The 23,864-nt window shown below is 63.4% G+C and carries 21 protein-coding genes, 2 tRNA genes and 1 pseudogene; 18 read left to right on the forward strand and 6 right to left on the reverse strand.

Translation table 11 applies throughout. The annotated features are described in order from the left end of the window. Positions 1–224 precede the first annotated feature (224 nt). From OUY36_RS10885 to OUY36_RS10925, 9 genes are all read left to right on the forward strand, one after another. On the forward strand, positions 225–1,343 hold the full coding sequence (locus tag OUY36_RS10885; protein ID WP_267938056.1) for an NADH:flavin oxidoreductase: 1,119 nt from the start codon (positions 225–227) through the stop codon (positions 1,341–1,343). 177 nt (positions 1,344–1,520) lie between these two features. After that, the gene (gene pqqA, locus OUY36_RS10890; RefSeq protein ID WP_003284930.1) at positions 1,521–1,592 is read left to right on the forward strand and encodes a pyrroloquinoline quinone precursor peptide PqqA; all 72 of its coding nucleotides are present in this window, start codon (positions 1,521–1,523) and stop codon (positions 1,590–1,592) included. Positions 1,593–1,638: 46 nt separating this feature from the next. Next, on the forward strand, positions 1,639–2,550 hold the full coding sequence (gene pqqB / locus OUY36_RS10895; protein ID WP_063542998.1) for a pyrroloquinoline quinone biosynthesis protein PqqB: 912 nt from the start codon (positions 1,639–1,641) through the stop codon (positions 2,548–2,550). Positions 2,551–2,628: 78 nt separating this feature from the next. Beyond that, positions 2,629–3,381, forward strand: a complete 753-nt coding sequence (pqqC, locus tag OUY36_RS10900) for a pyrroloquinoline-quinone synthase PqqC (RefSeq protein WP_017245082.1) — start codon at positions 2,629–2,631, stop codon at positions 3,379–3,381. A 78-nt stretch (positions 3,382–3,459) separates the two neighbouring features. Then, on the forward strand, positions 3,460–3,738 hold the full coding sequence (gene pqqD / locus OUY36_RS10905; RefSeq protein WP_017245083.1) for a pyrroloquinoline quinone biosynthesis peptide chaperone PqqD: 279 nt from the start codon (positions 3,460–3,462) through the stop codon (positions 3,736–3,738). After that, on the forward strand, positions 3,710–4,864 hold the full coding sequence (gene pqqE / locus OUY36_RS10910; protein ID WP_267938058.1) for a pyrroloquinoline quinone biosynthesis protein PqqE: 1,155 nt from the start codon (positions 3,710–3,712) through the stop codon (positions 4,862–4,864). Before pqqD ends, pqqE begins: the two co-directional genes overlap by 29 nt. Next, positions 4,861–6,789, forward strand: coding sequence for an alpha/beta hydrolase family protein (locus tag OUY36_RS10915; protein WP_267938059.1), 1,929 nt, complete (start codon positions 4,861–4,863; stop codon positions 6,787–6,789). Before pqqE ends, OUY36_RS10915 begins: the two co-directional genes overlap by 4 nt. A 106-nt stretch (positions 6,790–6,895) precedes the next feature. Then, positions 6,896–8,059: an alcohol dehydrogenase-like regulatory protein ErcA gene (ercA, locus tag OUY36_RS10920; protein WP_063542990.1), complete on the forward strand. Its 1,164-nt coding sequence runs from the start codon at positions 6,896–6,898 to the stop codon at positions 8,057–8,059. Then, positions 8,043–9,740, forward strand: coding sequence for a hybrid sensor histidine kinase/response regulator (locus OUY36_RS10925; protein WP_267938060.1), 1,698 nt, complete (start codon positions 8,043–8,045; stop codon positions 9,738–9,740). The genes ercA and OUY36_RS10925 overlap by 17 nt, the downstream gene beginning before the upstream one ends. Before the next feature lie 72 nt (positions 9,741–9,812). Here OUY36_RS10925 and OUY36_RS10930 read toward each other — a convergent pair whose 3' ends face one another. Next, the gene (locus OUY36_RS10930; protein WP_219725464.1) at positions 9,813–10,043 is read right to left on the reverse strand and encodes a hypothetical protein; all 231 of its coding nucleotides are present in this window, start codon (positions 10,041–10,043) and stop codon (positions 9,813–9,815) included. 182 nt (positions 10,044–10,225) lie between these two features. On the opposite strand from OUY36_RS10930, the pseudogene OUY36_RS10935 reads away from it, so the two are divergent. From OUY36_RS10935 to OUY36_RS10945, 3 genes and pseudogenes are all read left to right on the forward strand, one after another. After that, a pseudogene (locus tag OUY36_RS10935) lies at positions 10,226–11,479 on the forward strand (TolC family protein). Next, positions 11,476–12,969, forward strand: coding sequence for an efflux RND transporter periplasmic adaptor subunit (locus tag OUY36_RS10940; protein WP_267938061.1), 1,494 nt, complete (start codon positions 11,476–11,478; stop codon positions 12,967–12,969). The pseudogene OUY36_RS10935 and the gene OUY36_RS10940 overlap by 4 nt, the downstream one beginning before the upstream one ends. Beyond that, on the forward strand, positions 12,966–16,085 hold the full coding sequence (locus OUY36_RS10945; protein ID WP_267938062.1) for an efflux RND transporter permease subunit: 3,120 nt from the start codon (positions 12,966–12,968) through the stop codon (positions 16,083–16,085). The genes OUY36_RS10940 and OUY36_RS10945 overlap by 4 nt, the downstream gene beginning before the upstream one ends. 4 nt (positions 16,086–16,089) lie before the next feature. Here OUY36_RS10945 and OUY36_RS10950 read toward each other — a convergent pair whose 3' ends face one another. Beyond that, positions 16,090–16,818: a hypothetical protein gene (locus tag OUY36_RS10950; RefSeq protein ID WP_267938063.1), complete on the reverse strand. Its 729-nt coding sequence runs from the start codon at positions 16,816–16,818 to the stop codon at positions 16,090–16,092. A 207-nt stretch (positions 16,819–17,025) separates the two neighbouring features. Between OUY36_RS10950 and gacA the strand changes: the two genes are divergently transcribed. From gacA to OUY36_RS10980, 6 genes are all read left to right on the forward strand, one after another. Continuing rightward, positions 17,026–17,670 (forward strand): response regulator transcription factor GacA, encoded by a 645-nt coding sequence (gene gacA / locus OUY36_RS10955; protein ID WP_003300232.1) that lies wholly within the window; start codon positions 17,026–17,028, stop codon positions 17,668–17,670. Next, positions 17,670–19,493 (forward strand): excinuclease ABC subunit UvrC, encoded by a 1,824-nt coding sequence (gene uvrC, locus OUY36_RS10960; RefSeq protein ID WP_267938064.1) that lies wholly within the window; start codon positions 17,670–17,672, stop codon positions 19,491–19,493. Before gacA ends, uvrC begins: the two co-directional genes overlap by 1 nt. A gap of 33 nt (positions 19,494–19,526) precedes the next feature. Next, positions 19,527–20,084, forward strand: a complete 558-nt coding sequence (gene pgsA, locus OUY36_RS10965; protein WP_063542974.1) for a CDP-diacylglycerol--glycerol-3-phosphate 3-phosphatidyltransferase — start codon at positions 19,527–19,529, stop codon at positions 20,082–20,084. 69 nt (positions 20,085–20,153) lie between these two features. Continuing rightward, a tRNA-Gly gene (locus tag OUY36_RS10970) sits at positions 20,154–20,229 on the forward strand. Between the two features lie 46 nt (positions 20,230–20,275). Beyond that, positions 20,276–20,349, forward strand: a tRNA-Cys gene (locus tag OUY36_RS10975). Between the two features lie 150 nt (positions 20,350–20,499). Then, entirely contained in the window at positions 20,500–20,745 is a 246-nt protein-coding gene (locus OUY36_RS10980) for a hypothetical protein (RefSeq protein WP_267938065.1), read from the forward strand. Here OUY36_RS10980 and OUY36_RS10985 read toward each other — a convergent pair whose 3' ends face one another. The 4 genes from OUY36_RS10985 to arsB all read right to left on the reverse strand — a co-directional run bounded on the left by OUY36_RS10985 (position 20,746) and on the right by arsB (position 23,824). Continuing rightward, positions 20,746–20,928, reverse strand: coding sequence for a PLDc N-terminal domain-containing protein (locus OUY36_RS10985; protein ID WP_017245094.1), 183 nt, complete (start codon positions 20,926–20,928; stop codon positions 20,746–20,748). Positions 20,929–21,047: 119 nt separating this feature from the next. Further along, entirely contained in the window at positions 21,048–21,278 is a 231-nt protein-coding gene (locus tag OUY36_RS10990) for a thioredoxin family protein (protein WP_063542970.1), read from the reverse strand. Between the two features lie 8 nt (positions 21,279–21,286). After that, the gene (locus OUY36_RS10995) at positions 21,287–22,663 is read right to left on the reverse strand and encodes a permease (RefSeq protein ID WP_267938066.1); all 1,377 of its coding nucleotides are present in this window, start codon (positions 22,661–22,663) and stop codon (positions 21,287–21,289) included. Between the two features lie 78 nt (positions 22,664–22,741). Beyond that, positions 22,742–23,824 (reverse strand): ACR3 family arsenite efflux transporter, encoded by a 1,083-nt coding sequence (gene arsB / locus OUY36_RS11000; RefSeq protein WP_267938067.1) that lies wholly within the window; start codon positions 23,822–23,824, stop codon positions 22,742–22,744. Positions 23,825–23,864 lie beyond the last annotated feature (40 nt).

Genomic DNA, 23,864 nt, shown 5'->3' on the forward strand with positions numbered 1-23,864 from the left:
GCTCCAGCGCGCCGGTTTATTTTGCTACGCACGTCATGTGCAGGGATCCGCGCCGATTCTGTAGTTACCCCCTCGGATCGAGCGCAAGGTTCCTATCGCAAACGCGGCTTCGGCCGCGTTTTTTTATGCTCCGGATTCGACCAGCCATCGCGACCATCGAACTCCCCCTAGCCGAAGCGCCTCACATCTGCATAGGCCAATATCGGAAGTAGAGGAGGTCACCCATGCCGCAACTGCTCGAGCCCTGCTCGCTGAAGCACTTGCGCTTACGCAATAGAGCCGTCGTCGCACCCATGACGCGGGTCAGCGCCGAGCCCGAGGGAGCTGCCAACGAACTGATGCGCGACTATTACGCGTCCTTCGCCAAAGGCGGCTTCGGCATGATCGTCAGCGAGGGGATCTACACCGATACCGCTTATAGCCAGGGCTATTTCAACCAGCCTGGGCTTGCCACCGAGGTGCACCGGGACAGCTGGAAACCTGTCGTGCAGGCGGTTCACGAAGCCGGCGCGACGTTCATCGCGCAGCTCATGCATGGCGGTGCCCAGACCCAGGGCAACATCCATCACGCCCGCCATGTGGCGCCGTCGGCGATACAGCCGAGCGGATCGCAGCTGACGTTCTACGGCGGCGAAGGTCCCTACGCCACGCCGGCCGAGATGAGCGAGGACGATATCCAGCAAGCCATCGCCGGTTTCGCGCTGGCTGCCCGGCATGCCCGGGACGCGGGCTTCGACGGCATCGAACTGCACGGTGCCAACGGCTATCTGCTGCACGAATTCATGAGTGCCGAGTTCAACCAGCGCAGCGATCAGTGGGGTGGTGATTTTCTCGAACGCCTGAGCATGCCTCTGGCGGTGATCGCCGCCGTGCGAGCCGCGGTGGGCGACGAGTTCGTGGTAGGGATGCGGTTGTCGCAGAGCATGGTCTGTGACGGCCGACTGAAATGGGAGGGCGGTGAGCAGCTGGCCCGACAGCGCTTCAGCACCCTTGCTGACGCGGGACTCGATTATCTGCATATCACTGAACCCGACGCCGCCGCCCCGGCCTTTGTCGAAGGCCCGAGCCTTGCTGCCATCGCCAAGGGCAGCGTCGCGATCCCGGTGATCGGCAACGGTGGCATCGTCACCGGCGAGCAGGCCGAGGCCTTGCTTGGTTGCGGCGAGATGGATCTGGTGGCGGTAGGCAAGGCCGCGCTGGCCAACAACGACTGGCCGCTACGTATTCAGCAAGGCATCGAGCTGAGCGATTTCGACGGTTCGATGTTCGTGCCGATGGCCACCATCACCAACGAGCTGGCCTGGCGCAATGCCCATGATCGGCCAGCGCTGCGTACCAGTTGACATGCCTGGCAACGAGGCGTCAGCTGGACTGAAACCTGGTAACAGATCTGTGCCGTCCGTCGGGCACTACCAAGGCACGGCGCTGTCTCCTTCCAAAGTACCATTCTGCTGAATGCAGAACAGGGGGCTTAATTGGGCTGTCGGAATCTTCCGGCACCATAAAAAGAGGACCGACCTATGTGGACTAAACCCGCCTTCACCGACATGCGTATTGGTTTCGAAGTCACCATGTACTTCGCAAATCGTTGATCGATCAGCCCCGGCTCCGGCCGGGGCTTTGCTTTGGGGGCTGTCCATGTTCATCCGAATTCTCGGTTCCGCCGCGGGTGGAGGTTTTCCGCAGTGGAACTGCAATTGCGCCAACTGTGCGGGCCTGCGTGCCGGCACACTCAACGCCAAGGCGCGTACCCAGTCGTCCATCGCCATCAGCGATAACGGTGTCGACTGGATTCTGTGCAATGCTTCGCCGGACATCCGCGCTCAGCTGGAGTCATTCCCGACGCTGCAGCCGGCCCGTGCGCCACGCGATACCGCCATCGGTGCCATCGTTCTGCTGGACAGCCAGATCGATCACACCACCGGGCTGCTGACCCTGCGTGAAGGTTGCCCGCACGAGGTCTGGTGCACCGAGATGGTGCATCAGGATCTGACCACCGGGTTCCCGCTGTTCAACATGCTCGAACACTGGAACGGCGGCTTGAAATGGAACCCCATCGCCCTGACCGGCAGCTTTACCATTCCCTGTTGCCCCAACCTGCACATCACGCCGATTCCGCTGCGCAGCTCCGCGCCGCCATATTCGCCGCACCGCAATGACCCGCATCCCGGCGACAACATCGGCCTGCTGATCGAGGACCGCAAAACCGGTGGCACGCTGTTCTATGCGCCGGGCCTGGGCAAGGTCAGCGACGATCTGCTGGAAACCATGCGCCAGGCCGACTGCCTGCTGGTCGATGGGACCCTGTGGCGCGATGACGAAATGCTCGTGCGCGAGGTCGGCACCAAGCTCGGCAGCGAAATGGGGCACCTGCAGCAGAGCGGCCCCGGCGGCATGATCGAAGTGCTCGATGGCATGCCCGCGGTGCGCAAGATCCTCATCCACATCAACAACACCAATCCGATCCTCGATGAAGACTCCGTCGAACGCGAAATCCTCGGCGAGCATGGAATCGAAGTGTCCTTCGATGGCATGAACATCGAGCTATAGCAGCTCATCGCGGCTTCAGTCGCGCGCTGCAGCAAAACCCGAACAGCGGAACGATAAGAAAAGGAAAAAGATACTGCCATGAACCTGCCAGCCATGAGCCCCGCGGAATTCGAACAGGCGCTGCGCGCCAAGGGCGAGTACTACCATATCCATCACCCGTTTCACCGGGCCATGTACGCCGGGCAGGCGACACGCGAGCAGATCCAGGGCTGGGTCGCCAACCGTTTCTACTATCAGGTCTGCATTCCGGTGAAGGATGCGGCGATCATGGCCAACTGTCCGGACCGCGACACCCGCCGCGAGTGGATTCAGCGCATCATCGACCACGATGGCGCGCCGGGCGAGGAGGGTGGCATCGAAGCCTGGCTGCGTCTGGCGGAAGCTGTCGGGCTCGATCGCGAGCAGGTGCTGTCGCAGGAACTGGTGCTGCCTGGTGTACGCTTCGCCGTCGACGCCTACGTCAACTTCGCCCGCCGCGCAAGCTGGCAGGAGGCCGCCAGTAGCTCGCTGACCGAACTCTTTGCCCCAACCATTCACCAGTCGCGCCTGGACAGCTGGCCGCAGCACTATCCCTGGATCGACGCCTCGGGCTACGACTACTTTCGCAAGCGCCTGAAGGAAGCACGCCGCGATGTCGAGCACGGCCTGCGCATCACCCTGGATCACTATCGCACCCGCGAGGCCCAGGAGCGCATGCTGAACATTCTGCAGTTCAAACTCGATGTGCTGTGGAGCATGCTCGACGCCATGAGCATGGCCTATGAGCTGGATCGCCCGCCGTATCATACCGTCACCTGCGAGCGCGTCTGGCACAAGGGCATCAGCATCTAAGCGCCTGGTAGGGTGGGCTGCAGCCCATCACTGCCGGGGGCCAGATCGACGCCTGCACGCCCATTGATGAGAGAAGACATGAGCGATATCCAACTGACCCAGGTTCCGACCTTTCGCCGAGGCTTTCGCTTCCAGTGGGAGCCGGCCCAGAATTGCCACGTACTGCTCTATCCGGAAGGCATGATCAAGCTCAACGAGAGCGCTGCGGCGGTGCTGACCGAGGTGGACGGCACGCGGACCGTGGGCGCCATCGTTGCCGATCTGCAGGCCCGCTACCCTGAGGCAGAGGGCATTCAAGAGGATATCGTCGCGTTCCTGGAGGTTGCCGTTGAACGGTTCTGGATCGAGCTTCGCTAAACCCGGCTACGAGCCCGGCCCGCCGCTCTGGCTGCTGGCGGAGCTGACCTATCGTTGCCCGCTGCAGTGCCCGTACTGCTCCAATCCGCTGGACTTCGCCCGCAGCCACGATGAGCTGACCACCGCCGAGTGGATCGAGGTTTTCCGCCAGGCGCGCGAGATGGGCGCCGCCCAGCTGGGCTTTTCCGGAGGTGAGCCGCTGGTCCGTCAGGACCTCGCCGAGCTGATCGCCGCTGCGCGTGGGCTCGGCTATTACACCAACCTGATCACCTCCGGCATCGGTCTCACTGAAGAGAAGATCGCCAGCTTCGCCGACGCCGGCCTCGACCATATCCAGATCAGCTTCCAGGCCGCGGACGAGGAGGTGAACAACCTGCTCGCCGGTTCGCAGAAGGCTTTCGCCCACAAGCTGGAAATGGCCCGTGCGGTGAAGAAGCATGGCTATCCGATGGTGCTCAACTTCGTCACCCATCGGCACAACATCGACAACATCGACCAGATCATTCGTCTGTGCATTGAACTCGAAGCGGATTTCGTTGAGCTTGCGACCTGCCAGTTCTATGGCTGGGCCGAGCTGAACCGTGCCGGGCTGCTGCCGAGCAAGGAACAGCTGGTACGTGCCGAGCGCATCACCAATGAGTGGCGCGACAAGCTCGCCGCGGAAAACCATCCGTGCAAGCTGATTTTCGTGACGCCCGATTACTACGAAGAACGGCCGAAGGCCTGCATGAACGGCTGGGGCAACCTGTTCCTCGACATCACCCCGGACGGTACGGCGCTGCCCTGTCACAGCGCCCGGCAGTTGCCGGTGGAATTCCCCAATGTGCGCGAGCACAGCATCGAGCACATCTGGCGACACTCGTTCGGCTTCAACAAGTTTCGCGGTTACGACTGGATGCCCGAACCCTGCCGCAGCTGCGACGAGAAGGAGCGCGACTACGGAGGCTGCCGCTGTCAGGCCTTCATGCTCACGGGCGATGCCGCGAATGCCGACCCGGTGTGCAGCAAGTCGGCGCATCACGGCACCATTCTCGCTGCTCGGGAGCAGGCCGAGCATGGCGCCCTCGGCCTCGACCAGCTGCAGCATCGCAACGAAAAGGCCTCCCGCTTGATCCTCAAGGTATGACGGCACCCGGAGCTGCCCCGCAAGGTACGGCAGCCGCGCGCCTGCCGTATGGTTTCTGGCCCAGCGACTGGAGCGCCGAGTCCGCCGCGGCCGCCAGCCGGGATTTCGCCGAGCTGCGGGCCGGGCAGGGCGGGTTGTTCTGGATCGAATACGACCCCGCCGAAGGGCGCTGCAGCCTGTGGTTCTGGCGGGCCGGCCATGCGCGCTGCCTGACGCCGGCAGGGTATTCGGTCCGCAGCCGCGTCTATGAATACGGCGGCGGCGCGTTCTGCCTGACCGGGCAGGGCCTTGCTTTCGTCAACGAAGCGGACCAGCAGATCTACCTGCAAACGCTGAGCGAAGATTCTCAGTCTCTGCCGTCAGCGCTGACTGCGCGTCCCGACTGCCGCTATGGCGATCTGCAGTACGACCGCCATGAGAACGCCATCGTCACCCTGGAAGAATCGCGCGAAGGCGATGGCGTGGTGCATCGGCTGGTGAGCATCGCCATCGCCGATGGCACACGTCGACTCCTCGTCGAAGGGGCTGGCTTCTACGCCTCACCCACGCTTGATCGTGATGGTCGCCGCCTCGCCTGGATCGAGTGGGATCGCCCTGAGCAACCCTGGACCTCAACGCGCCTGTGCAACGCCGAGCGCCAGCCGGACGGGGGGTGGGGGGCGGTGCGATGCCTGGCCGGCGAGGCGGGTGGCGAATCACTGCAGCAACCGCGCTTCGCCGAAGACGGTCGGCTGCTGTGCCTCAGTGATCGGCTGGGCTACTGGCAACCCTGGGCCGAGCGCGAGGGCGGTTGGGCCTTGCATCCGCTGGTCGCGACGAAACCGGAGTCCGCACGGGATTTCGACTGCGCACCTGCGCCCTGGCAGCTGGGTACCAGCAGCTATCTGCCGCTGGCCGATGGCGGCCTGCTGTTGACCCATATGGTCGATGGCTACGGGTTGCTGTTCGAACACGTCGCCGAAGGCCGCCAGCGACAGCTGGCCGGTGCGTTCAGCCGCTGCCGCCAGTTGGCCGCCGACGCCACCCATATGTTCTGTATCGCTGGCGCAGCGCAGCGCACGCCTGCGGTGCTGGCCATCGAGCGGGCCAGCGGCATGGTGCAGATCCTCGCCGGTGGTGCGACGCCGTTGGCCGGGGCACAGGTCTCCTATCCGCAGCCCATGCGCTTTCCAACCGGCAACGGCGAAACCGCCCATGCGTTTTTCTACGCGCCGCGCAATGTGAACTGCCGGGGCGAACCCGGAACGTCGCCACCTCTGGTGGTGTTCATCCACGGCGGTCCGACGTCGGCGTGCTACCCCGTCTTCGATCCGCGCATCCAGTTCTGGACGCAGCACGGCTTTGCCGTGGTGGACGTCAACTACCGCGGCAGCAGTGGTTTTGGTCGAGCCTACCGGCAATGCCTGCACGAGCAATGGGGCGTGGTGGATGTGGAGGACGCCTGCCAGGCAGTACGAGCGCTGGTAGAACAAGGTGCGGTCGATCCGCAGCGGGTGTTCATTCGCGGCTCCAGTGCGGGTGGCTACACCGCCCTCAGCGCGCTGGTAGCCACCGATCTGTTTCGCGGCGGCGCCAGCCTGTACGGCGTCAGCGATCCATTGGCGCTGCGTCGGGTGACGCACAAGTTCGAAGGCGACTATCTGGACTGGCTAATAGGTGATCCGCAGCGGGTGCCGGAGCGCTTTCGCGAGCGCGCGCCGCTGTATAACGCCGAGCGCATCGCTGCACCGATACTCTTCCTGCAGGGTGCGCAGGATGCGGTGGTACTGCCCGAGCAGACCGAAACCATGGTGGCGGCGCTGCGCGGGCGAGGTATCGAGGTGGAGTACCGACTCTACCCGGACGAGCGACATGGCTTTCGCCAGGCCAATAATCTGGCCGATGCGCTGGAGCGTGAACTGCGCTTCTATCGTGGACTGCTGTAGAGTTTTCCGCCGGACGGATGGCAGGCAGCCATTAGGTGCATTGCTTTACTTGAGCAATGCAGTAGGCTTGCGCTCGTTGTTACAAAAAATAAAAAAGGCCGCAGTCATGAGCCCGAATATCAGCCTTCAGCGCAAGTTCGTTTCCCCAGAAATCATCTTCGGCGCCGGATGTCGCCACAGCGTCGGGACCTGCGCCGGCAACTTCGGAGCGCGAAAGGTGCTGGTTGTCTCCGACCCCGGCGTGGTCAAGGCGGGCTGGGTGGCCGACGTGCTGGCGAGCCTCGACCGGCAGAACATCGAACACTGCCTGTTCACTGATGTTTCGCCCAATCCCCGTTGCGAAGAAGTGATGCTCGGCGCCGAGCTGTATAGCAGCGAAGGCTGCAACGTGATCGTCGCGGTAGGCGGGGGCAGTCCGATGGACTGTGCTAAGGGCATTGGTATCGTTGCGGCGCACGGGCGCCATATCAACGAGTTCGAAGGGGTGGATACGTTGCGTGTGCCCAGTCCACCACTGATCCTGATCCCGACCACCGCCGGCACATCGGCTGACGTGTCGCAGTTCGTGATCATCTCCAACCAACAGGAGCGGATGAAGTTCTCCATCGTCAGCAAAGCAGCCGTGCCGGATGTTTCGCTGATCGACCCGGAAACCACGCTGAGCATGGACCCGTTTCTCTCCGCCTGTACCGGCATCGATGCGCTGGTGCACGCCATCGAGGCGTTCGTGTCGACTGGCCATGGGCCGCTGACCGACCCGCACGCGCTGGAAGCCATGCGACTGATCAACGGCAATCTTGCGCAGATGATCGCCAATCCGGCGGATATCGCGCTGCGCGAGCAGATCATGCTCGGCAGCATGCAGGCCGGGCTGGCGTTCTCCAATGCGATTCTCGGTGCGGTGCATGCCATGTCCCACAGCCTCGGTGGCTATCTCGATCTGCCCCATGGCGTCTGCAATGCCGTGCTGGTCGAACATGTCGTCGCATTCAATTACGACGCCTCGCCGGACCGCTACCGCAAGGTCGCCGAAACCCTGGGCATCGATTCGCGCGGGCTGAACCACCGCCAGGTTCGTGAGCGGCTGGTGCAGCACCTGATCGATCTCAAGCAGCAGATCGGCTTCCGCGAAACGCTGAGCCTGCACGGCGTTAACCTTTCTGATATCCCGTTCCTCTCGCAACATGCGATGCAGGATCCCTGCATCCTGACTAATCCACGCTCGTCGACGCAGCGGGACGTCGAGGTCGTCTATGCCGAAGCCCTCTGATGATCAGCATCAGGCCCTGGCGCAACTGCTCGGGTTCGGCAGCCATTCCGCACGCAAGAGCCACTACCCGGAACTGGTGGCACGCCTGGAAGAGCTGGAGGGCGAGCGCAATCGCTACAAATGGCTGTTCGAGCACGCCGTGCATGGCATCTTTCAGGCCAGCCTCCATGAAGGCATTCGAGCTGCCAATCCTGCCTTGGCGCGCATGCTCAACTACGAAACCCCTGAAGAGGCGCTGTGGGCGCTGACCGATCTGTCCCATCACCTGTTCATCGGTGGTGAAGAGGAGCTGCTGCAGATCCGCCATACCCTGAGCCAGCAACATGGCCTGTTTGGCTACGAGACGCGCCTGCGCCGCAAGGACGGCAGCGCCATCTACGTGATCATGAACCTGCTGCTCAAGCCGGACGAAGACGGTCTGGTGGAAGGCTTCGTCGCCGACGTGACCGAGCGCAAGCTGGCGCAATTGCGTCTGCTGCAGCTCAACGAAGAGCTCGAGCAGCGCGTGGCCGAGCGCACCTGTGAATTGCGTGAGGCCCGCGATGCAGCGGAAGCCGCCAATCTGAGCAAGGACAAGTACCTCGCCGCGGCCAGCCACGATCTGCTGCAGCCGCTCAACGCCGCACGCCTGCTCATCTCGACCCTGCGTGAACGCCAACTGCCGCAGAACGAGCTGCATCTGGTCGAGCGTGCCCACCAGGCCCTGGAAGGCGCCGAAGACCTGCTGACCGACCTGCTCGATATCTCCAAGCTCGATCAGGCCGCGATCAAACCGGACATCGATATCTACTCGCTGGACGAGGTGCTGCTGCCGCTGGTGTCGGAATTCCAGTCGGTCGCTGCTGCGGCGGGCTTGCAGTTGAAACACTACATCCCGCGGGTCGCGATCAAGACCGATTTCCGCCTGCTGACGCGAATCCTGCGGAATTTCCTCAGCAATGCCTGCCGCTATACCGATCAGGGCGCGGTACTGGTTGGCGCGCGCATGCGCGCCGGGGCGCTGCGTATCGAGGTCTGGGATACCGGACGGGGCATTCCGGAGGAGGAGCTGCAGGCGATTTTTCTCGAATTCAATCAGCTCGGGATTGGTCGATCCGCGAAACGCAGTGGCGTAGGGCTGGGATTGGCCATCGTCGACCGTATCGCCAGCATGCTGGGCTATCAGGTGCTGGTGCGCTCGATGCCGGGGCGTGGCTCGGTGTTCAGTATCGACGTGCCGCTGGCCGAAGCGATGCCCCGCGAACGGGTTGCAGCCGCGGCGATCGTGCCGCAGCTGGGCGACCCGCTGCCAGGGCGCCGGCTGCTGGTGATCGACAATGAGGAAAGCATCCTGCTGAGCATGGCTGCCTTGCTCGAACAATGGGGCTGCACGGTGCTGACGGCCACCGACGAGCAAAGCGCAATGACGGCGCTGGATGGAGTCGCACCGGACGCGATCCTCGCCGATTACCATCTGGATCACGGGCTGACCGGCTGGGATGTCGTGCTCGCGGTGCGAGGACGCTTCAACCAGGCGCTGCCGGTGGTGATGATCACCGCCGATCGCAGCGACCAATGCCGCCAGCAACTGCAGGGCTGCGGCGTGCCTGTGCTGAACAAGCCGGTCAAACCCGGCAAGATGCGTTCGGTGCTCAGTCATCTTCTCGCCGACAATGGCAATGGCGGGCAGAATTCGGGCTGACACGATCTGGATCAAGTTTTACCGGGTGTCGGCTCGGCTAGACTCCTCGCCATGAAAGCCCATCTGCGTCTGCTACTCGTCCTGTTGCTTAGCCTCGCGCTCCCCGTGAGTAGCATGGCTGCGCTCGAGCTGAAGGCAGAGCCTTGCCAGATGCAAAGCGACATGGACACTGCCGGGCATCTCGCACACCAGGCTGAAGCTCAGGGCGAGGACACGCATTCGCACGATGGCAATCCACTGTGTAAAAGCGGCCACCAGTGCAAAACCGGCAGCATGTTGCAGACCGGCGTCGCGCAGCCGCATCTGACTGCCTCGCTGCCGCAACTCGCAGTTCATTACCCAGGGTTCTTTCCCGCCCGCTCCAACGCCGACGTCTGGCGCCCTCCGCGTTACTGATTCCACGCTGACCTGACTCGCCCCGCGTTCATGCGTTGAGGCGCTGTAGGCATGCCTTGCGGCGTGCAGGAAACCGAGGAATCCAATCCATGATCTCCCGATTGATAGGGAAGTACCGGCCGTTCGCGGGCGTGGTGGCTGTCGCCGCGTTCGGCCTGCCCGGCGCAGCCGCCGGGCTGACATTCGACGATGCCCTGAGCCTTGCGCAACAGCAGGCGCCATCGCTGCGTGCCGAGGCGTCGAGGTTGCAAGCCGCGCGTAGCGAAGCCGTCGCCGCGGGCGAACTGCCGGACCCGAAGCTGCTGCTGGGGCTGCAGAATCTGCCCATTGAGGGCGCCGAGCGCTGGAGCCTCGATGAGGACGGCATGACCATGCGCATGGTCGGCCTGATGCAGGAAGTACCGAACCGCGACAAGCGCAAGGCGCGTAGCGATGTGGCGCAGGCGTCTGTCGAGCGCGCCGCTGCCTCGCGCGAGGTGGAAACCCTCAGGGTGCGTCTGGCGACCGCCCAGGCGTGGATCGCCACCCACGCGGTAGAACGCAAGATCCGGTTGTTCGACCAGTTGTTCGAGGAGAACCGCCTGCTCGCCGAAGCGATTCGGGCGCGTATCGCCGGCGGGCGAGGGCAGTTGACCGACAGCGTCGCGGCGAAGCAACAGGCAGCGCTATTGGCTGATCGCCAGGACGAACTGAAGCAGCAGCGCCGCCAGGCACGCGCGGCGCTGGTGCGTTGGGTCGGCAGCGATGGCAACCGACCGCTGCTCGGCGAACCGCCGCGCTGAGCCATTGCCCCTGAACAACTGGCGCAGCGGGTCGAGCAGCACCCGCAACTGACCGCCTATGCGCCGCTGACCCAGGTGGCGCAGGCACGCATCCGTGAGGCGACCGCCGAGAAACAGGTCGACTGGAGCTGGGAGGTCAGCTACCTCAAGCGCGGTCGCGAGTATGGCGACATGGTCAATCTGCAATTCAGTTTCGACCTGCCGGTGTTCCAGCGCTCGCGGCAGAACCCGCGGATCGCCGCCCGCTACGCCGAGCTTGAACAACTGGAAGCCGAACGCGAAGCCATGACGCGCGAGTTCGTGGAGCAACTGGACGTCGAGCTGGCCGAGCTGGATCGCTTGCAGCGCGCACTTGAACGCAACGCAGAGGTGCTGCTGCCGCTGGGAGAGGAAAAGGTGGCGCTGGCGATGGCCGGCTATCGCGCCGGGACCAGCGAACTGGAAGCGGTGCTGACAGCGCGCAACGAACTGATCGAGACCCGCCTTGAACACATCGACCTGCAAGGTCTGGTAGCCATCGCGGCTGCGCGCTTGCACCTCGCTTACGGAGAAGCCAAATGAGCCGGAACATTCTCGCAAGCGTCACCCTGGCTGGGGTGACGGCTCTGATCGGCGCGGCTGGCGGCTACTGGCTGGCCAGCGCTGATGACCAGGCATCCGAACCGCTCGCACCCGCCGTCGAGCGTGATGCCGAAGTGCTGTACTGGTACGACCCGATGGTGCCGCAGCACCGTTTCGAAAAGCCCGGCAAGTCGCCGTTCATGGATATGGACCTGGTGCCACGCTACGCCAATGAGGATGGCGACGTTGCGGCCATCAGTATCGATGCCGGCGTCACGCAGAACCTTGGTATTCGCCTGGCGACCGTCAGCCGCGGACAGCTGGCGAATGTGGTCGACGCGGTCGGTGTGCTCGAATACAACGCGCGTGATGTCGCGCGGGTTCAGGCGCGAGCCGGCGGGTTCGTCGAACGTGTCTATCGACATGCGCCAGGCGATGTGCTGGACAAGGGCGCAGCGCTGGCCGACCTGCTGATTCCCGAGTGGACGGCTGCCCAGGAGGAATACCTGGCCTTGCGGCGAATCGGCGAACCGGCGCTGCTGGCGGCCGCACGGCAGCGCCTGCGTCTGGCCGGCATGCCGGAATCGACCATCAGCCAGCTCGAGCGCAGTGGCAAGGTCAACGCGTCCATTACCATTTCCACCCCGATCGCCGGCGTACTGCAGGAACTGGACGTTCGCGAAGGCATGACGCTTGCGTCCGGTGCGCCGCTCGCGCGGATCAATGGTCTGGACAGCGTCTGGCTGGAAGTGGCGGTGCCAGAGGCGCAGAGCCAAGGCATCCGCGTCGGCCAGCGCGCCACTGCACGGCTGCCGGCGCTGCCGGGTCAGCTCATCGAGGGTGAAATCACCGCGGTGTTGCCGGAAGCCAATGCTGCAAGCCGCACCCTACGTGTGCGGATACAGCTGCCCAATCCAGACGGACTGCTGCGGCCCGGGCTGACGGCTCAGGCCAGCCTTGCCAGTGGCGACGATGCGTCGGTTCTGCTGATTCCGGGCGAGGCTGTCATTCGCACCGGGCGCCGTAGCCTGGTGATGCTAGCCGAGCCCGGCGGCCGCTATCGCCCGGTGGAAGTCGAGACCGGGCGGGAGAACGGCAGCCAGACCGTCATCCTCCGCGGCCTGGAAGAGGGCCAGCAGGTGGTCGCATCCGGCCAGTTCCTGCTGGACTCCGAAGCCAGTTTGCGTGGCATCGTCGCGCCGCCCGCGGCCAGTGATACGCAGCACGATCATGATCATGGCCATGCTCAGCCGGCACCGGCGCTGCATGAATCCGAGGGCCGCGTCATGGCGCTCGCTGATGCCCGCGTGAAGATCGCTCACGGTCCGTTTCATACGCTTGGCATGCCCGGCATGACCATGGCATTCGCGGTCGCCGATGCGGCATTGCTGCAGAACATCAAGGTCGAGGATCGGGTGCGTTTCGCTGTCCGGGAAACCGATGAAGGCCTGCTGATCGAGCAGATTCAGTCGCTGGAGAAGCAGCCATGATCGCCGCGCTGATTCGCTGGTCTGTCCTCAATCGGTTCCTGGTGCTGATGGCGACGTTGCTGATGACTGCCGTGGGCATCTGGGCGGTGCGTACCACGCCGATCGACGCGCTGCCTGACCTGTCCGACGTGCAGGTGATCATCCGCACGCCCTATCCGGGGCAGGCGCCACAGATCGTCGAAAACCAGGTGACCTATCCACTGACCACCACCATGCTCTCGGTGCCCGGGGCGAAAACGGTGCGCGGCTATTCGTTCTTCGGCGATAGCTTCGTCTATGTCCTGTTCGAGGACGGCACCGATCTGTACTGGGCGCGCTCACGGGTGCTCGAGTACCTGAGCCAGGTGCAGAGCCGGCTGCCGGCCGGTGCCAAGCCATCTCTCGGGCCGGACGCCACCGGCGTCGGCTGGATCTATCAGTACGCGTTGGTCGACCGCAGCGGCACGCACGATCTCGCGCAACTACGCAGTCTGCAGGACTGGTTCCTCAAGTACGAACTCATCACGCTGCCCAACGTGGCCGAGGTGGCGACCATCGGTGGGATGGTCAAGCAGTACCAGGTCGTGCTCGATCCACTGAAGATGGCCAGCCTTGCCGTCACTCAGGCGCAGGTCATCGAGGCCATCGGCAAGGCCAATCAGGAGACCGGCGGCGCCGTACTCGAACTGGCCGAAACCGAGTACATGGTCCGCGCCTCCGGCTACCTGCAGACGCTCGAGGACTTTCGCCAGATTCCACTGCAGTTGAGCGCCAGGGGCGTGCCGGTCACGCTGGGCGATGTGGCGCATATTCAGCTCGGCCCGGAAATGCGTCGGGGCATTGCTGAGCTTGACGGGGAGGGGGAAACGGTCGGCGGGGTGGTCATCCTGCGCAGCGGCAAGAACGCGCGGGAAACCCTGGCCGCCGTACACGCCAAGCTGGAAGAACTTAAAAGCAGCCTGCCCGATGGCGTCGAGATCGTCACCACCTACGATCGCAGCGAACTGATCGACCGCGCAGTGGAGAACCTCAGCTTCAAGCTGCTGGAGGAATTCGTCGTCGTCGCGCTGGTGTGCGGAGTCTTTCTCTGGCACCTGCGCTCTTCGCTGGTGGCGATCGTCTCGCTGCCCATCGGCGTACTGATCGCCTTCGTCGTGATGCGTTACCAGGGCATCAACGCCAACATCATGTCGCTCGGCGGTATCGCCATCGCCATCGGTGCGATGGTCGATGCGGCGGTGGTGATGATCGAGAACGCCCACAAGAAGGCCGAGGCCTGGCGCCACGCCAATCCCGGCAAGACACTGGAAGGTGAAGAGCACTGGCGGGTGATGACAAGCGCGGCGCAGGAAGTCGGGCCGGCGCTGTTCTTCTGTCTGTTGATCATCACCCTGTCGTTCATTCCGGTGTTCACCCTCGAAGCGCAGGAAGGCCGCCTGTTCGGCCCGCTGGCCTTTACCAAGACCTATGCCATGGCTGCAGCGGCTGGGCTTTCGGTGACCCTGGTGCCGGTGCTGATGGGCTATTGGATTCGCGGCAAGCTGCCGGACGAGGCGCGCAATCCGCTCAACCGCGGGCTGATACGGGTCTATCGCCCGGCGCTGAATGCAGTGCTGGATCACCCGAAAACCACCATCGCCGTAGCCGTGCTGATCCTGGCTACGACGCTGTGGCCGATGTCGCGACTGGGCGGGGAGTTCCTGCCGCCGATGGACGAGGGTGATCTGCTCTACATGCCTTCGGCGCTGCCGGGGCTGTCAGCACAGAAAGCCGCGCAGCTGTTGCAACAGACCGATCGCATGATCCGCACGGTTCCGGAAGTCGAAACCGTGTTCGGCAAAGCTGGCCGCGCTGAGTCAGCGACCGATCCGGCACCGCTGGAGATGTTCGAGACCACCATCCGTTTCAAGCCGCGAGAGCAGTGGCGCGCCGGCATGACCCCTGAGAAGCTGATCGACGAGCTGGACCGGGCAGTGCAGGTGCCAGGCCTGACCAATATCTGGATTCCGCCGATACGCAATCGCATCGACATGCTCGCCACCGGCATCAAGAGCCCGATCGGGGTGAAGATCGCCGGCGCCAACCTGGAGGAGATCGACCGTGTCAGCCAGCAAGTGGAGGCCGTTGCCAGAAAGGTGCCGGGTGTCAGTTCGGCGCTGGCCGAGCGCCTGGTCGGTGGGCGCTACGTCGATATCGATATCGATCGTCGGGACGCCGCCCGCTACGGGCTGAACATCGCCGACGTGCAGTCAATCGTCTCCAGCGCCATCGGGGGCGAAACCGTAGGTGAGACCATCGAGGGCCTGGCGCGCTACCCGATCAGCGTTCGCTATCCACGCGAGTGGCGCGATACCCCCCAGGCGTTGGAGCGGCTACCGATCCTCACGCCGCAGGGCAGCCAGATCACTCTGGGCAGCGTGGCGCGGGTGCGCATAAGCGACGGTCCCCCGATGCTGCGCAGCGAGAATGCGCGGCTCGCGGGATGGGTATACGTCGACGTGCGCGGGAGGGATATCGCGTCGGTCGTCGCCGATCTGCGCGATGTGGTCAGTACCGAAGTCAGCCTGCTGCCCGGCATGAGCCTGGCTTACTCGGGCCAGTTTGAGTTTCTCGAGCGCGCCAACGAGCGCCTCAAGCTGGTGGTGCCCGCGACGTTGCTGATCATTTTCTTCCTTCTCTATCTGACCTTCGGCCGGCTGGACGAGGCCGTGCTGATCATGCTGACCCTGCCGTTCGCGCTGACCGGCGGCGTCTGGTTCCTCTATCTGATGGACTACAACCTGTCGGTGGCCACCGGTGTCGGTTTCATCGCGCTGGCGGGGGTCGCTGCGGAGTTCGGCGTGATCATGCTGCTGTATCTGAAAAACGCCTGGGCCGAACAGCAGCGCGACGGGCTGAGCGGCGAGGCCGCGCTGTGCGATGCAATCCGCGAAGGCGCAGTGCAGCGGGTACGCCCGAAGGCGATGACCGTGGCAGTGATTGTCGCCGGCCTGTTGCCGATCCTGTTGGGGGCGGGCACCGGCAGCGAAGTCATGAGCCGCATCGCGGCGCCGATGGTCGGCGGCATGCTGAGTGCGCCGCTGCTGTCGCTGTTCGTCATCCCGGCCGCCTACCGTTTGATGCGCAGAGCGAGGTAATGACTTACTGGCTCGGCTGCATCAGCAATAGAAGGAAGGAGTAGCCGAGCGACCCGAGCAGAAAAGCACCGAATCGGCTGTTCCTTTCCGTCGGCAGTTCCTCCTTCAGAACGTTAAGGATGATCGCGCCGGCAATGAAGGCGGTTAGGGCCGACACACCCAGCTCCGAGAGTTCGATGACCGAGCCGACCGCCCAGCCGATCAGCGTTGACCCCGCCAGGATCCAGCGGCCGCGTCGAGCGAACAGATCCTGGTGGTCATGCTGAAGGGCCACATCGTTGACCATGAAGTGCAGCGACATGGCCACGGTGTACCAGACCAGTTCCAGCATCTGGTCAGGATCACGGTTGGCGAGGATATTCCCGATCAGTGCGTTGTAGCCGGCGAAGGCACCTATGTGCAGCCAGAACACGCCCGCGTGGGAGGGTGCGCCGTCAGGCCGCTCGTCGCGGTGCTGCTTGATCAGTCGCTCGAGTCCGTAGAAGCAGACCAGGCCGCCTAGCGCCAGCAGATAGGCGTGGTGCTCAAGGTAGCGCAACGGGTGAAACCCGCTATCCTCCATCACCCTCTGCCCGTCGGCCAGTTCGGGGAGCAGGTGCACGAAGACATAGGCGACGGCGACGCCACCGGCTGCGGACAGCCAGCGGCTGCGCGGCAACTGATGTAGTTTGCTCAGCCTTCCGGCCAGCATATGGGTGGCTGTCAGCACCAGTGCGGCGATCAGGGTGAGCATGAGAGATCCGCGGAAATGGCCATCAGCTTTGTGACTTTGGCCGTCCATCGGCGTTCAGCATGCAGTTCGTCGGTTGGCGCCCCGGACTTATGATCTCGATCAGTTACCTGCGTCGTGATCGGCCAGGTCGATGATTTTTTTGATAGAGTGCGCTCCTGAAAAAGCGAGCAGCCAGCCAGCTTTCAATTCGGTCAATGAGGTGTCTGCTTGATTAGGGTGCTGGTGGTCGATGACCACGATCTGGTTCGCACAGGCATCAGTCGCATGCTGGCGGACATCTCTGGGCTGCAGGTGATCGGTCAGGCGGATTCTGGCGAGGATGCGATCCGCAAGGCTCGGGAGCTCAAGCCCGATGTGGTGCTGATGGACGTCAAGATGCCGGGCATCGGTGGTCTGGAGGCGACCCGCAAGCTGTTGCGCAGCTACCCGGACCTGAAGGTCATTGCCGTGACCATCTGTGAAGAAGATCCCTTTCCGACTCGCCTGCTGCAGGCCGGGGCGGCGGGCTATCTGACCAAGGGCGCGGCGCTGGAGGAAATGGTGCAGGCCATCCGCATGGTGTTCGGCGGCCAGCGCTACATCAGCCCGCAGATCGCTCAGCAGCTGGCGCTCAAATCCTTCCAGCCGCAGCTCAGTGAGTCACCGTTCGACCTGCTTTCCGAGCGAGAAATACAGATCGCGCTGATGATTGCCAACTGTCAGAAGGTACAGCACATTTCCGACAAGCTCTGCCTGTCGCCGAAGACAGTCAACACCTACCGCTATCGCATCTTTGAAAAGCTGTCGATCACCAGTGATGTCGAGCTGGCCCTGCTGGCGGTTCGCCACGGGATGGTCGACACCGTCAACTGATGACAGAAGCTTTCGATTCCTCGGCGTTCCTGGCCGCCTGCAGCGGCCGGCCGGGCGTCTATCGCATGTTCGATGCGCAGGCCAAGCTGCTCTATGTGGGCAAAGCGAAGAACCTGAAAAAGCGCCTGGCAAGCTACTTCCGCAAGACCGGGCAGGCGCCGAAGACCGCAGCGCTGGTGGCCAAGATCGCGCAGGTCGAAACCACCATCACTGCCAACGAGACCGAGGCGCTGCTGCTCGAGCAGACACTCATCAAACAGTGGCGGCCGCCGTACAACATCCTGCTACGGGACGATAAGTCCTACCCCTATGTGTTCCTCTCGGCCGGTGAATTCCCAAGACTGAGTATTCATCGTGGCGCCAAGAAGGAGCCCGGACGCTATTTCGGCCCCTATCCGAGCGCCGGGGCCATTCGCGAAAGCCTGAGCCTGCTGCAGAAGGCCTTCTTCGTGCGGCAATGCGAGGACAGCTATTTCCGCAACCGCACCCGACCCTGCCTGCAATACCAGATCAAGCGCTGCAAGGCGCCTTGCGTGAATCTGGTCGACCCCGAAGAGTACGCCGAAGATGTGCGTCACTCGGTGATGTTCCTTGAGGGTCGCAGCAATGCACTGGCGGAGGAGCTGTCGCGCAACATGGAAAAGGCGGCGACGAATCTGGATTTCGAGCGCGCCGCCGAGATCCGTGACCAGATCGGCATCCTGCGCCGCGTGCAGGACCAGCAGAGCATGGAAGGGGGGGCGGGCAATGTCGACATCGTCGCCGCGGCGGTCAGCCCAGGCGGCGCTTGCGTGCATTTGATCACCGTGCGTGGTGGGCGAGTGCTGGGCAGCAAGAACTTCTTTCCGCAGGTCGCCATTGAGGAAAGCGTCAGCGAGGTGCTGCAGGCCTTTCTGGAGCAGTACTACCTGGGGGCTACGGAACGCGACCTGCCCAGCGAGTTGATCGTCAATGCAGTGCACGAGGATTTCGCCACGCTGATCGACGCCATCTCCGAGCTGCGTGGCGTCGAGCTGACCATCACCCATCGGGTACGCGCGACGCGGGCACGCTGGCAGCAATTGGCGCTGACCAACGCCGAACAAGCGTTGGGCGCGCGCCTGGCCAATCGTCAGCATCTGTCGGCACGCTTCGACGCACTGGCCGAAGCGCTGGAGCTCGACGAGCCACCGATGCGCCTGGAATGCTTCGACATCAGCCACTCCAGCGGCGAGGCTACCGTCGCCTCCTGTGTGGTGTTCGGCCCGGAAGGCCCGCTGAAATCCGACTATCGCCGCTACAACATCGAGGGCGTCACCGCCGGAGACGACTATGCGGCAATGCATCAGGCACTGTCGCGGCGTTTTCGCAAGGCGGCGGAGGGCGAGGGCAAGCTGCCGGACATCCTGCTCGTCGACGGTGGCAAGGGCCAGCTCAACATGGCGCGCGAGGTATTGGAGGAGCTGGCCGTGCCGGAGCTCATCCTGCTCGGCGTGGCCAAGGGCGTCACCCGTAAGCCGGGCCTGGAAACCCTCTATCTGAATGACGCCGCCCACGAGTTCACACTGCCGGCCGACTCGCCTGCGCTGCACCTGATCCAACAGGTGCGTGACGAAGCGCATCGCTTCGCCATCACCGGCCACCGCGCACGGCGTGGGAAGGCTCGGCGCACTTCGACGCTGGAGGACGTTCCGGGCATCGGGCCTAAACGTCGTCGCGAACTGCTCACGCATTTTGGCGGTCTTCAGGAACTGTGCAGGGCCAGCCTCGACGAGATCGCCAAGGCGCCTGGTATCAGTAAAAAGCTTGCCGAGTCGATTTATGCCGCTCTGCACAGTGAGTAAACTGTCCCCGAATTTCGCCGATCAGTGGTACCGATGAATATCCCGAACCTGCTCACCGTTCTGCGCGTGCTGCTGATACCCATCTTCATTCTGCTGTTCTATCTGCCGTTCTACTGGAGCTATCTGGCCGCCAGTGCCGTGTTCACCATCGCGGCGCTGACCGACTGGCTCGATGGCTATTTGGCGCGCCGGTTGGAACAGAGCACGCCATTCGGCGCCTTTCTTGATCCCGTAGCCGACAAGCTGATGGTGGCGGTCGCGCTTGTGCTGCTGGTTGAGGAGCACGCCAATCTCTGGCTGACGCTGCCGGCTGCGATCATCATCGGCCGCGAGATCGTCGTCTCGGCACTGCGCGAGTGGATGGCCGAGCTTGGTGCCCGTGCGCAGGTCGCGGTGTCGAATCTCGGCAAATGGAAGACCGCGGCGCAGATGGTGGCGCTGGTGATCCTGCTGGCCAATCCGCCGCAGCCGACAATATGGGTCGGCATGGGTTACGCATTGCTCATCGTCGCGGCAGGGCTGACGCTGTGGTCGATGATCAATTACCTGATGGCTGCCTGGCCGCACCTGAGCACTACGGAAAAGAAATAAAAACTTTTTTAATCAAAGGGTTGACGGCAGCCTTCGATCGTATAGAATGGCGCCCGTCACCAAGACAACGCGGGAATAGCTCAGTTGGTAGAGCACGACCTTGCCAAGGTCGGGGTCGCGAGTTCGAGTCTCGTTTCCCGCTCCAGTTTGTAAGATCGCGCCGCAGAAATCATGCGGCGCCTTCGTTTTGAGGCCGGTTGGCAGAGTGGTTATGCAGCGGATTGCAAATCCGTGTACGCCGGTTCGATTCCGACATCGGCCTCCATATTGAAGAGCCCCAAGCAATTCGTTGCTTGGGGCTTTTTCTTTTGCGTCGCAGAGTTTGCGGCTACCGGTACTGCCAGTGAGTGGGCAGCAAGCGATTCTGCCGCTGCTATCTATACTGCATGGGCGCCTCTCGCTCAGGAGAATAGCCATGCGACGCCTCTCAGCCTTTGCCTTCGTGATTCTGTTCAGCTCGCCACTGCTGGCGATGCATTGCCCCATGGACATGGCCAAGATCGACGAACTGCTCAAGACCAATCCACCGAAGGACGCAGCCACCCTGCAGCAGGTGCGCGAACTGCGTGCCGAGGGTGAGCAGTTGCATCAGGCCGGCAAGCACGCCGATTCGGTACGGGTGCTGGGACGAGCCCTGTACCTGCTAGGTCAGAAGCCTTGATCAGCGGACTCGGCGAACGCCAACCAGCAGCCAGAACAGCAGGCCCAGCACTGGGAAGAGGGCGATACCGATCGCCCAGAGCGCCTTTGCGCCCACGCTTCGCTCGCTTTTGAATACGCTGATGATCGCCAGCAAGTTCAGCGCGATGAGCGCCACCGCGGCTGCGATGGCCAGGTAAGTCATCGAATCGGACACTTCACATTTCTCCTGACGGCTCAGGTTATGAGGCCACGAACCGCGCAGGAGGGTTCCGTACCGTTAAGGGCATCAAATGATGCGACGAGCCTGGCTGGTTCCTACGTTCAGCCCAGCAGCTGCTGGAGTTCGTCGCTGCTGGGCACCTTCCCTTCGACGAGAACATCGTCATCGACCGCCAGCGCCGGCGTGCGCATGACCCCGGCATCGATGATCGCGTTGACGTCGGTGACTTTCTCGAGCTGATATTCCAGACCGAGACGACGTGCCGCCGCTTCGGCATTGGCAGTGAGTTGCTGGCACTTGGCGCAGCCGGAACCGTAGACGGTCAGTTTCATCGTCGTCCTCACATCAGTTGGCCATAGAGATAACCGCTAAGCGTGGCCATGACCACGACCAGCGTGCAGTACACCAGCGTCTTCTGGGTGCCCAGCACCGTGCGAATCACCAGCATGTTCGGCAGGGACAGCGCAGGGCCGGCGAGCAATATCGCCAGTGCCGGGCCCTTGCCCATGCCAGCGCCAAGAAGGCCTTCGACGATAGGCACTTCCGTCAGCGTGGAAAAGTACATGAAGGCGCCCAGTAGTGAAGCGAGCAGGGTGGATGCGAAGCTGTTGTCACCCACTGCCCAGACCACCCATTGACTGGGGATCAACCCTTCATGGCCGGGGCGGCCGAGCAGCAAGCCGGCGACCATCACACCACCCAGCAGCAGCGGCATGATCTGTTTGGTGAAGTCCCAGCTCTGCCCGACCCACTCCTGTCCGGCAGCGTTCTCACGGCTGGCCTGCAACATCAGACCGCCGATACCGATGACCATCGCCAGTTCCGGCCATTCGGGCCGGAGCAGGGCGCTTGCAGCGACCAACCCGGCGACGACCAGCAGCGGTTTTAGCGACCAGCGCCAACGGCGTACCAACAGCGCCGCCAGCAGGACGGCGAGCGCAGCGGTGATCGACCACTTCCAGGCGTAAACGAGCATCCACGCCGGGGTTTCCGCCCTGGCCCAGTTGGCGAACACCAGGATGCCGATCATCAGGCTGAACAGGGCGACGATGTCGCCGAGCGGATGACCGCTGTCGTCGGCGGTGAAACCGCGGGCGCCCTTGGCGGCGCGGGCGGCTTCTTCGTGACGGTAGAGCAGGTGCATGATCGCGCCGATTACCAGGGCAAAGAGGATGGCGCCGACAGCCCGGGCGATACCGAGCTCGGCGCCAAGCACCTTGGCCGTCACCACGATGGCCATGACGTTGATCGCCGGCCCCGAGTAGAGAAAGGCGATGGCTGCGCCGAGCCCGGCCCCGCGCTTGTAGATGCCGCCGAACAGCGGCAGGACGGTACAGGAGCACACCGCCAGCAGCGTGCCGGCGACCGAGGCCACGCCGAAGGCGATCGGCTTGGGCGAGGCCGGGCCGAGGTGCTTCATCACCGCGCCCTGGCTGATATAGACGGCCATCGCACCGGCGATGACGAAGGCCGGCAACAGGCAAAGGATGACGTGCTCGCGGGCGTACCACTGGGTCAGGCGAAGGCCTTCGAGTACGGCATTCTCGAAGCGAGGCTGCCCCAGCGGCAGGAAGAAGATCAGCAGAAATGCGGCAGACATGCCAAGCAGCACCTTGGCCTCGCCAGGGCGGTCGCGCCAGAAACGCGCCAGATGTTTCCACAGCGAAGGGGAGGCGTCAGCCGAAGGAGCCGATCGCTCGGGCGCGGAGCTGTCCATGACCATGGTCCTGCTGGGTAGTCACGACCATGGTAGTTGGCTGGCGTGCGGCGGGGCTGATCCGCGTCAAGTGCAGGGCTATGTTCGGTTGGCCGTCAGCGCGCGGTTGTACCAGTCGCGGCTGCGATTGACGCTGCGCACCAGCCAGAGCATCACCGGCACCTCGATCAGCACGCCGACCACCGTGGCCAGTGCGGCACCGGAATTGAAGCCGTAGAGCACGATGGCGACGGCCACCGCCAGCTCGAAGAAATTCGAGGCACCGATCATGGCCGACGGCCCTGCCACATCGTGGCGCACTTGGAAGCGGCGATTGAGCCAATAGCCCAGCCCGGCGATCAGCAGGGTCTGCAGCAGGATGGGCACAGCCAGCATGGCGATTATCAGCGGCTGGTCGACAATGGCCTCGCCCTGGAAGGAGAACAACAGCACCAGGGTGGCCAGCAGCGCAACGATGGAGAATGGCTGGACTCTTGCCAGGGCGGCGTGGAATGCTTCTTCGCCGCGCTTGAGCAGGCGTGCGCGAATTACCTGGGCGATCGCCAGCGGGATGACGATGTACATCACTACCGAGAGCAGCAGCGTGTCCCAAGGCACTGGAATCGAAGACACACCGAGCAGCAGTGCGACGATCGGGGCGAAGGCGAACACCATCACCACATCGTTCAGTGCGACCTGGGTCAGGGTGAAGTTGGCGTTGCCGTTACAGAGGTTGCTCCATACGAAGACCATTGCGGTGCAGGGCGCCGCGCCCAGTAGGATCAAGCCGGCCATGTAACTGTCCAGTTCGGCGGCCGGCAGCCAGGGCGCGAAGACCTGTTTGATGAACAGCCAGCCCAGCAGCGCCATGGTGAACGGCTTGATGGCCCAGTTGACGAAGAGCGTGATGCCCATGCTCGCCCGCTGCGCGTAGACCTCCCGCAGGGCGGAGAAGTCGATCTTCATCAGCATGGGGATGATCATCACCCAGATCAGCAGGCCGACCGGGATGTTCACGTGGGCCACTTCCAGGGCGCCCACGGCCTGTGCCGCCGCGGGCATGCCAAGCCCGAGCAGCGTGCCGGCAATGATGCAGAGGAATACCCAGAGGGTGAGGTAACGCTCGAAGAAGCCCAATGGCGCCCCGGCCTGCTTGCTGGTCACTTCGCATTGAGTGGACATCTGGAACCGTACCTTTTCTTTCTGTAGGTGGTGGGTTGTG

Origin of the sequence: Stutzerimonas sp. R40042 (genome assembly GCF_026642215.1) — a bacterium.
GTDB classification, from domain to species: domain Bacteria; phylum Pseudomonadota; class Gammaproteobacteria; order Pseudomonadales; family Pseudomonadaceae; genus Stutzerimonas; species Stutzerimonas frequens.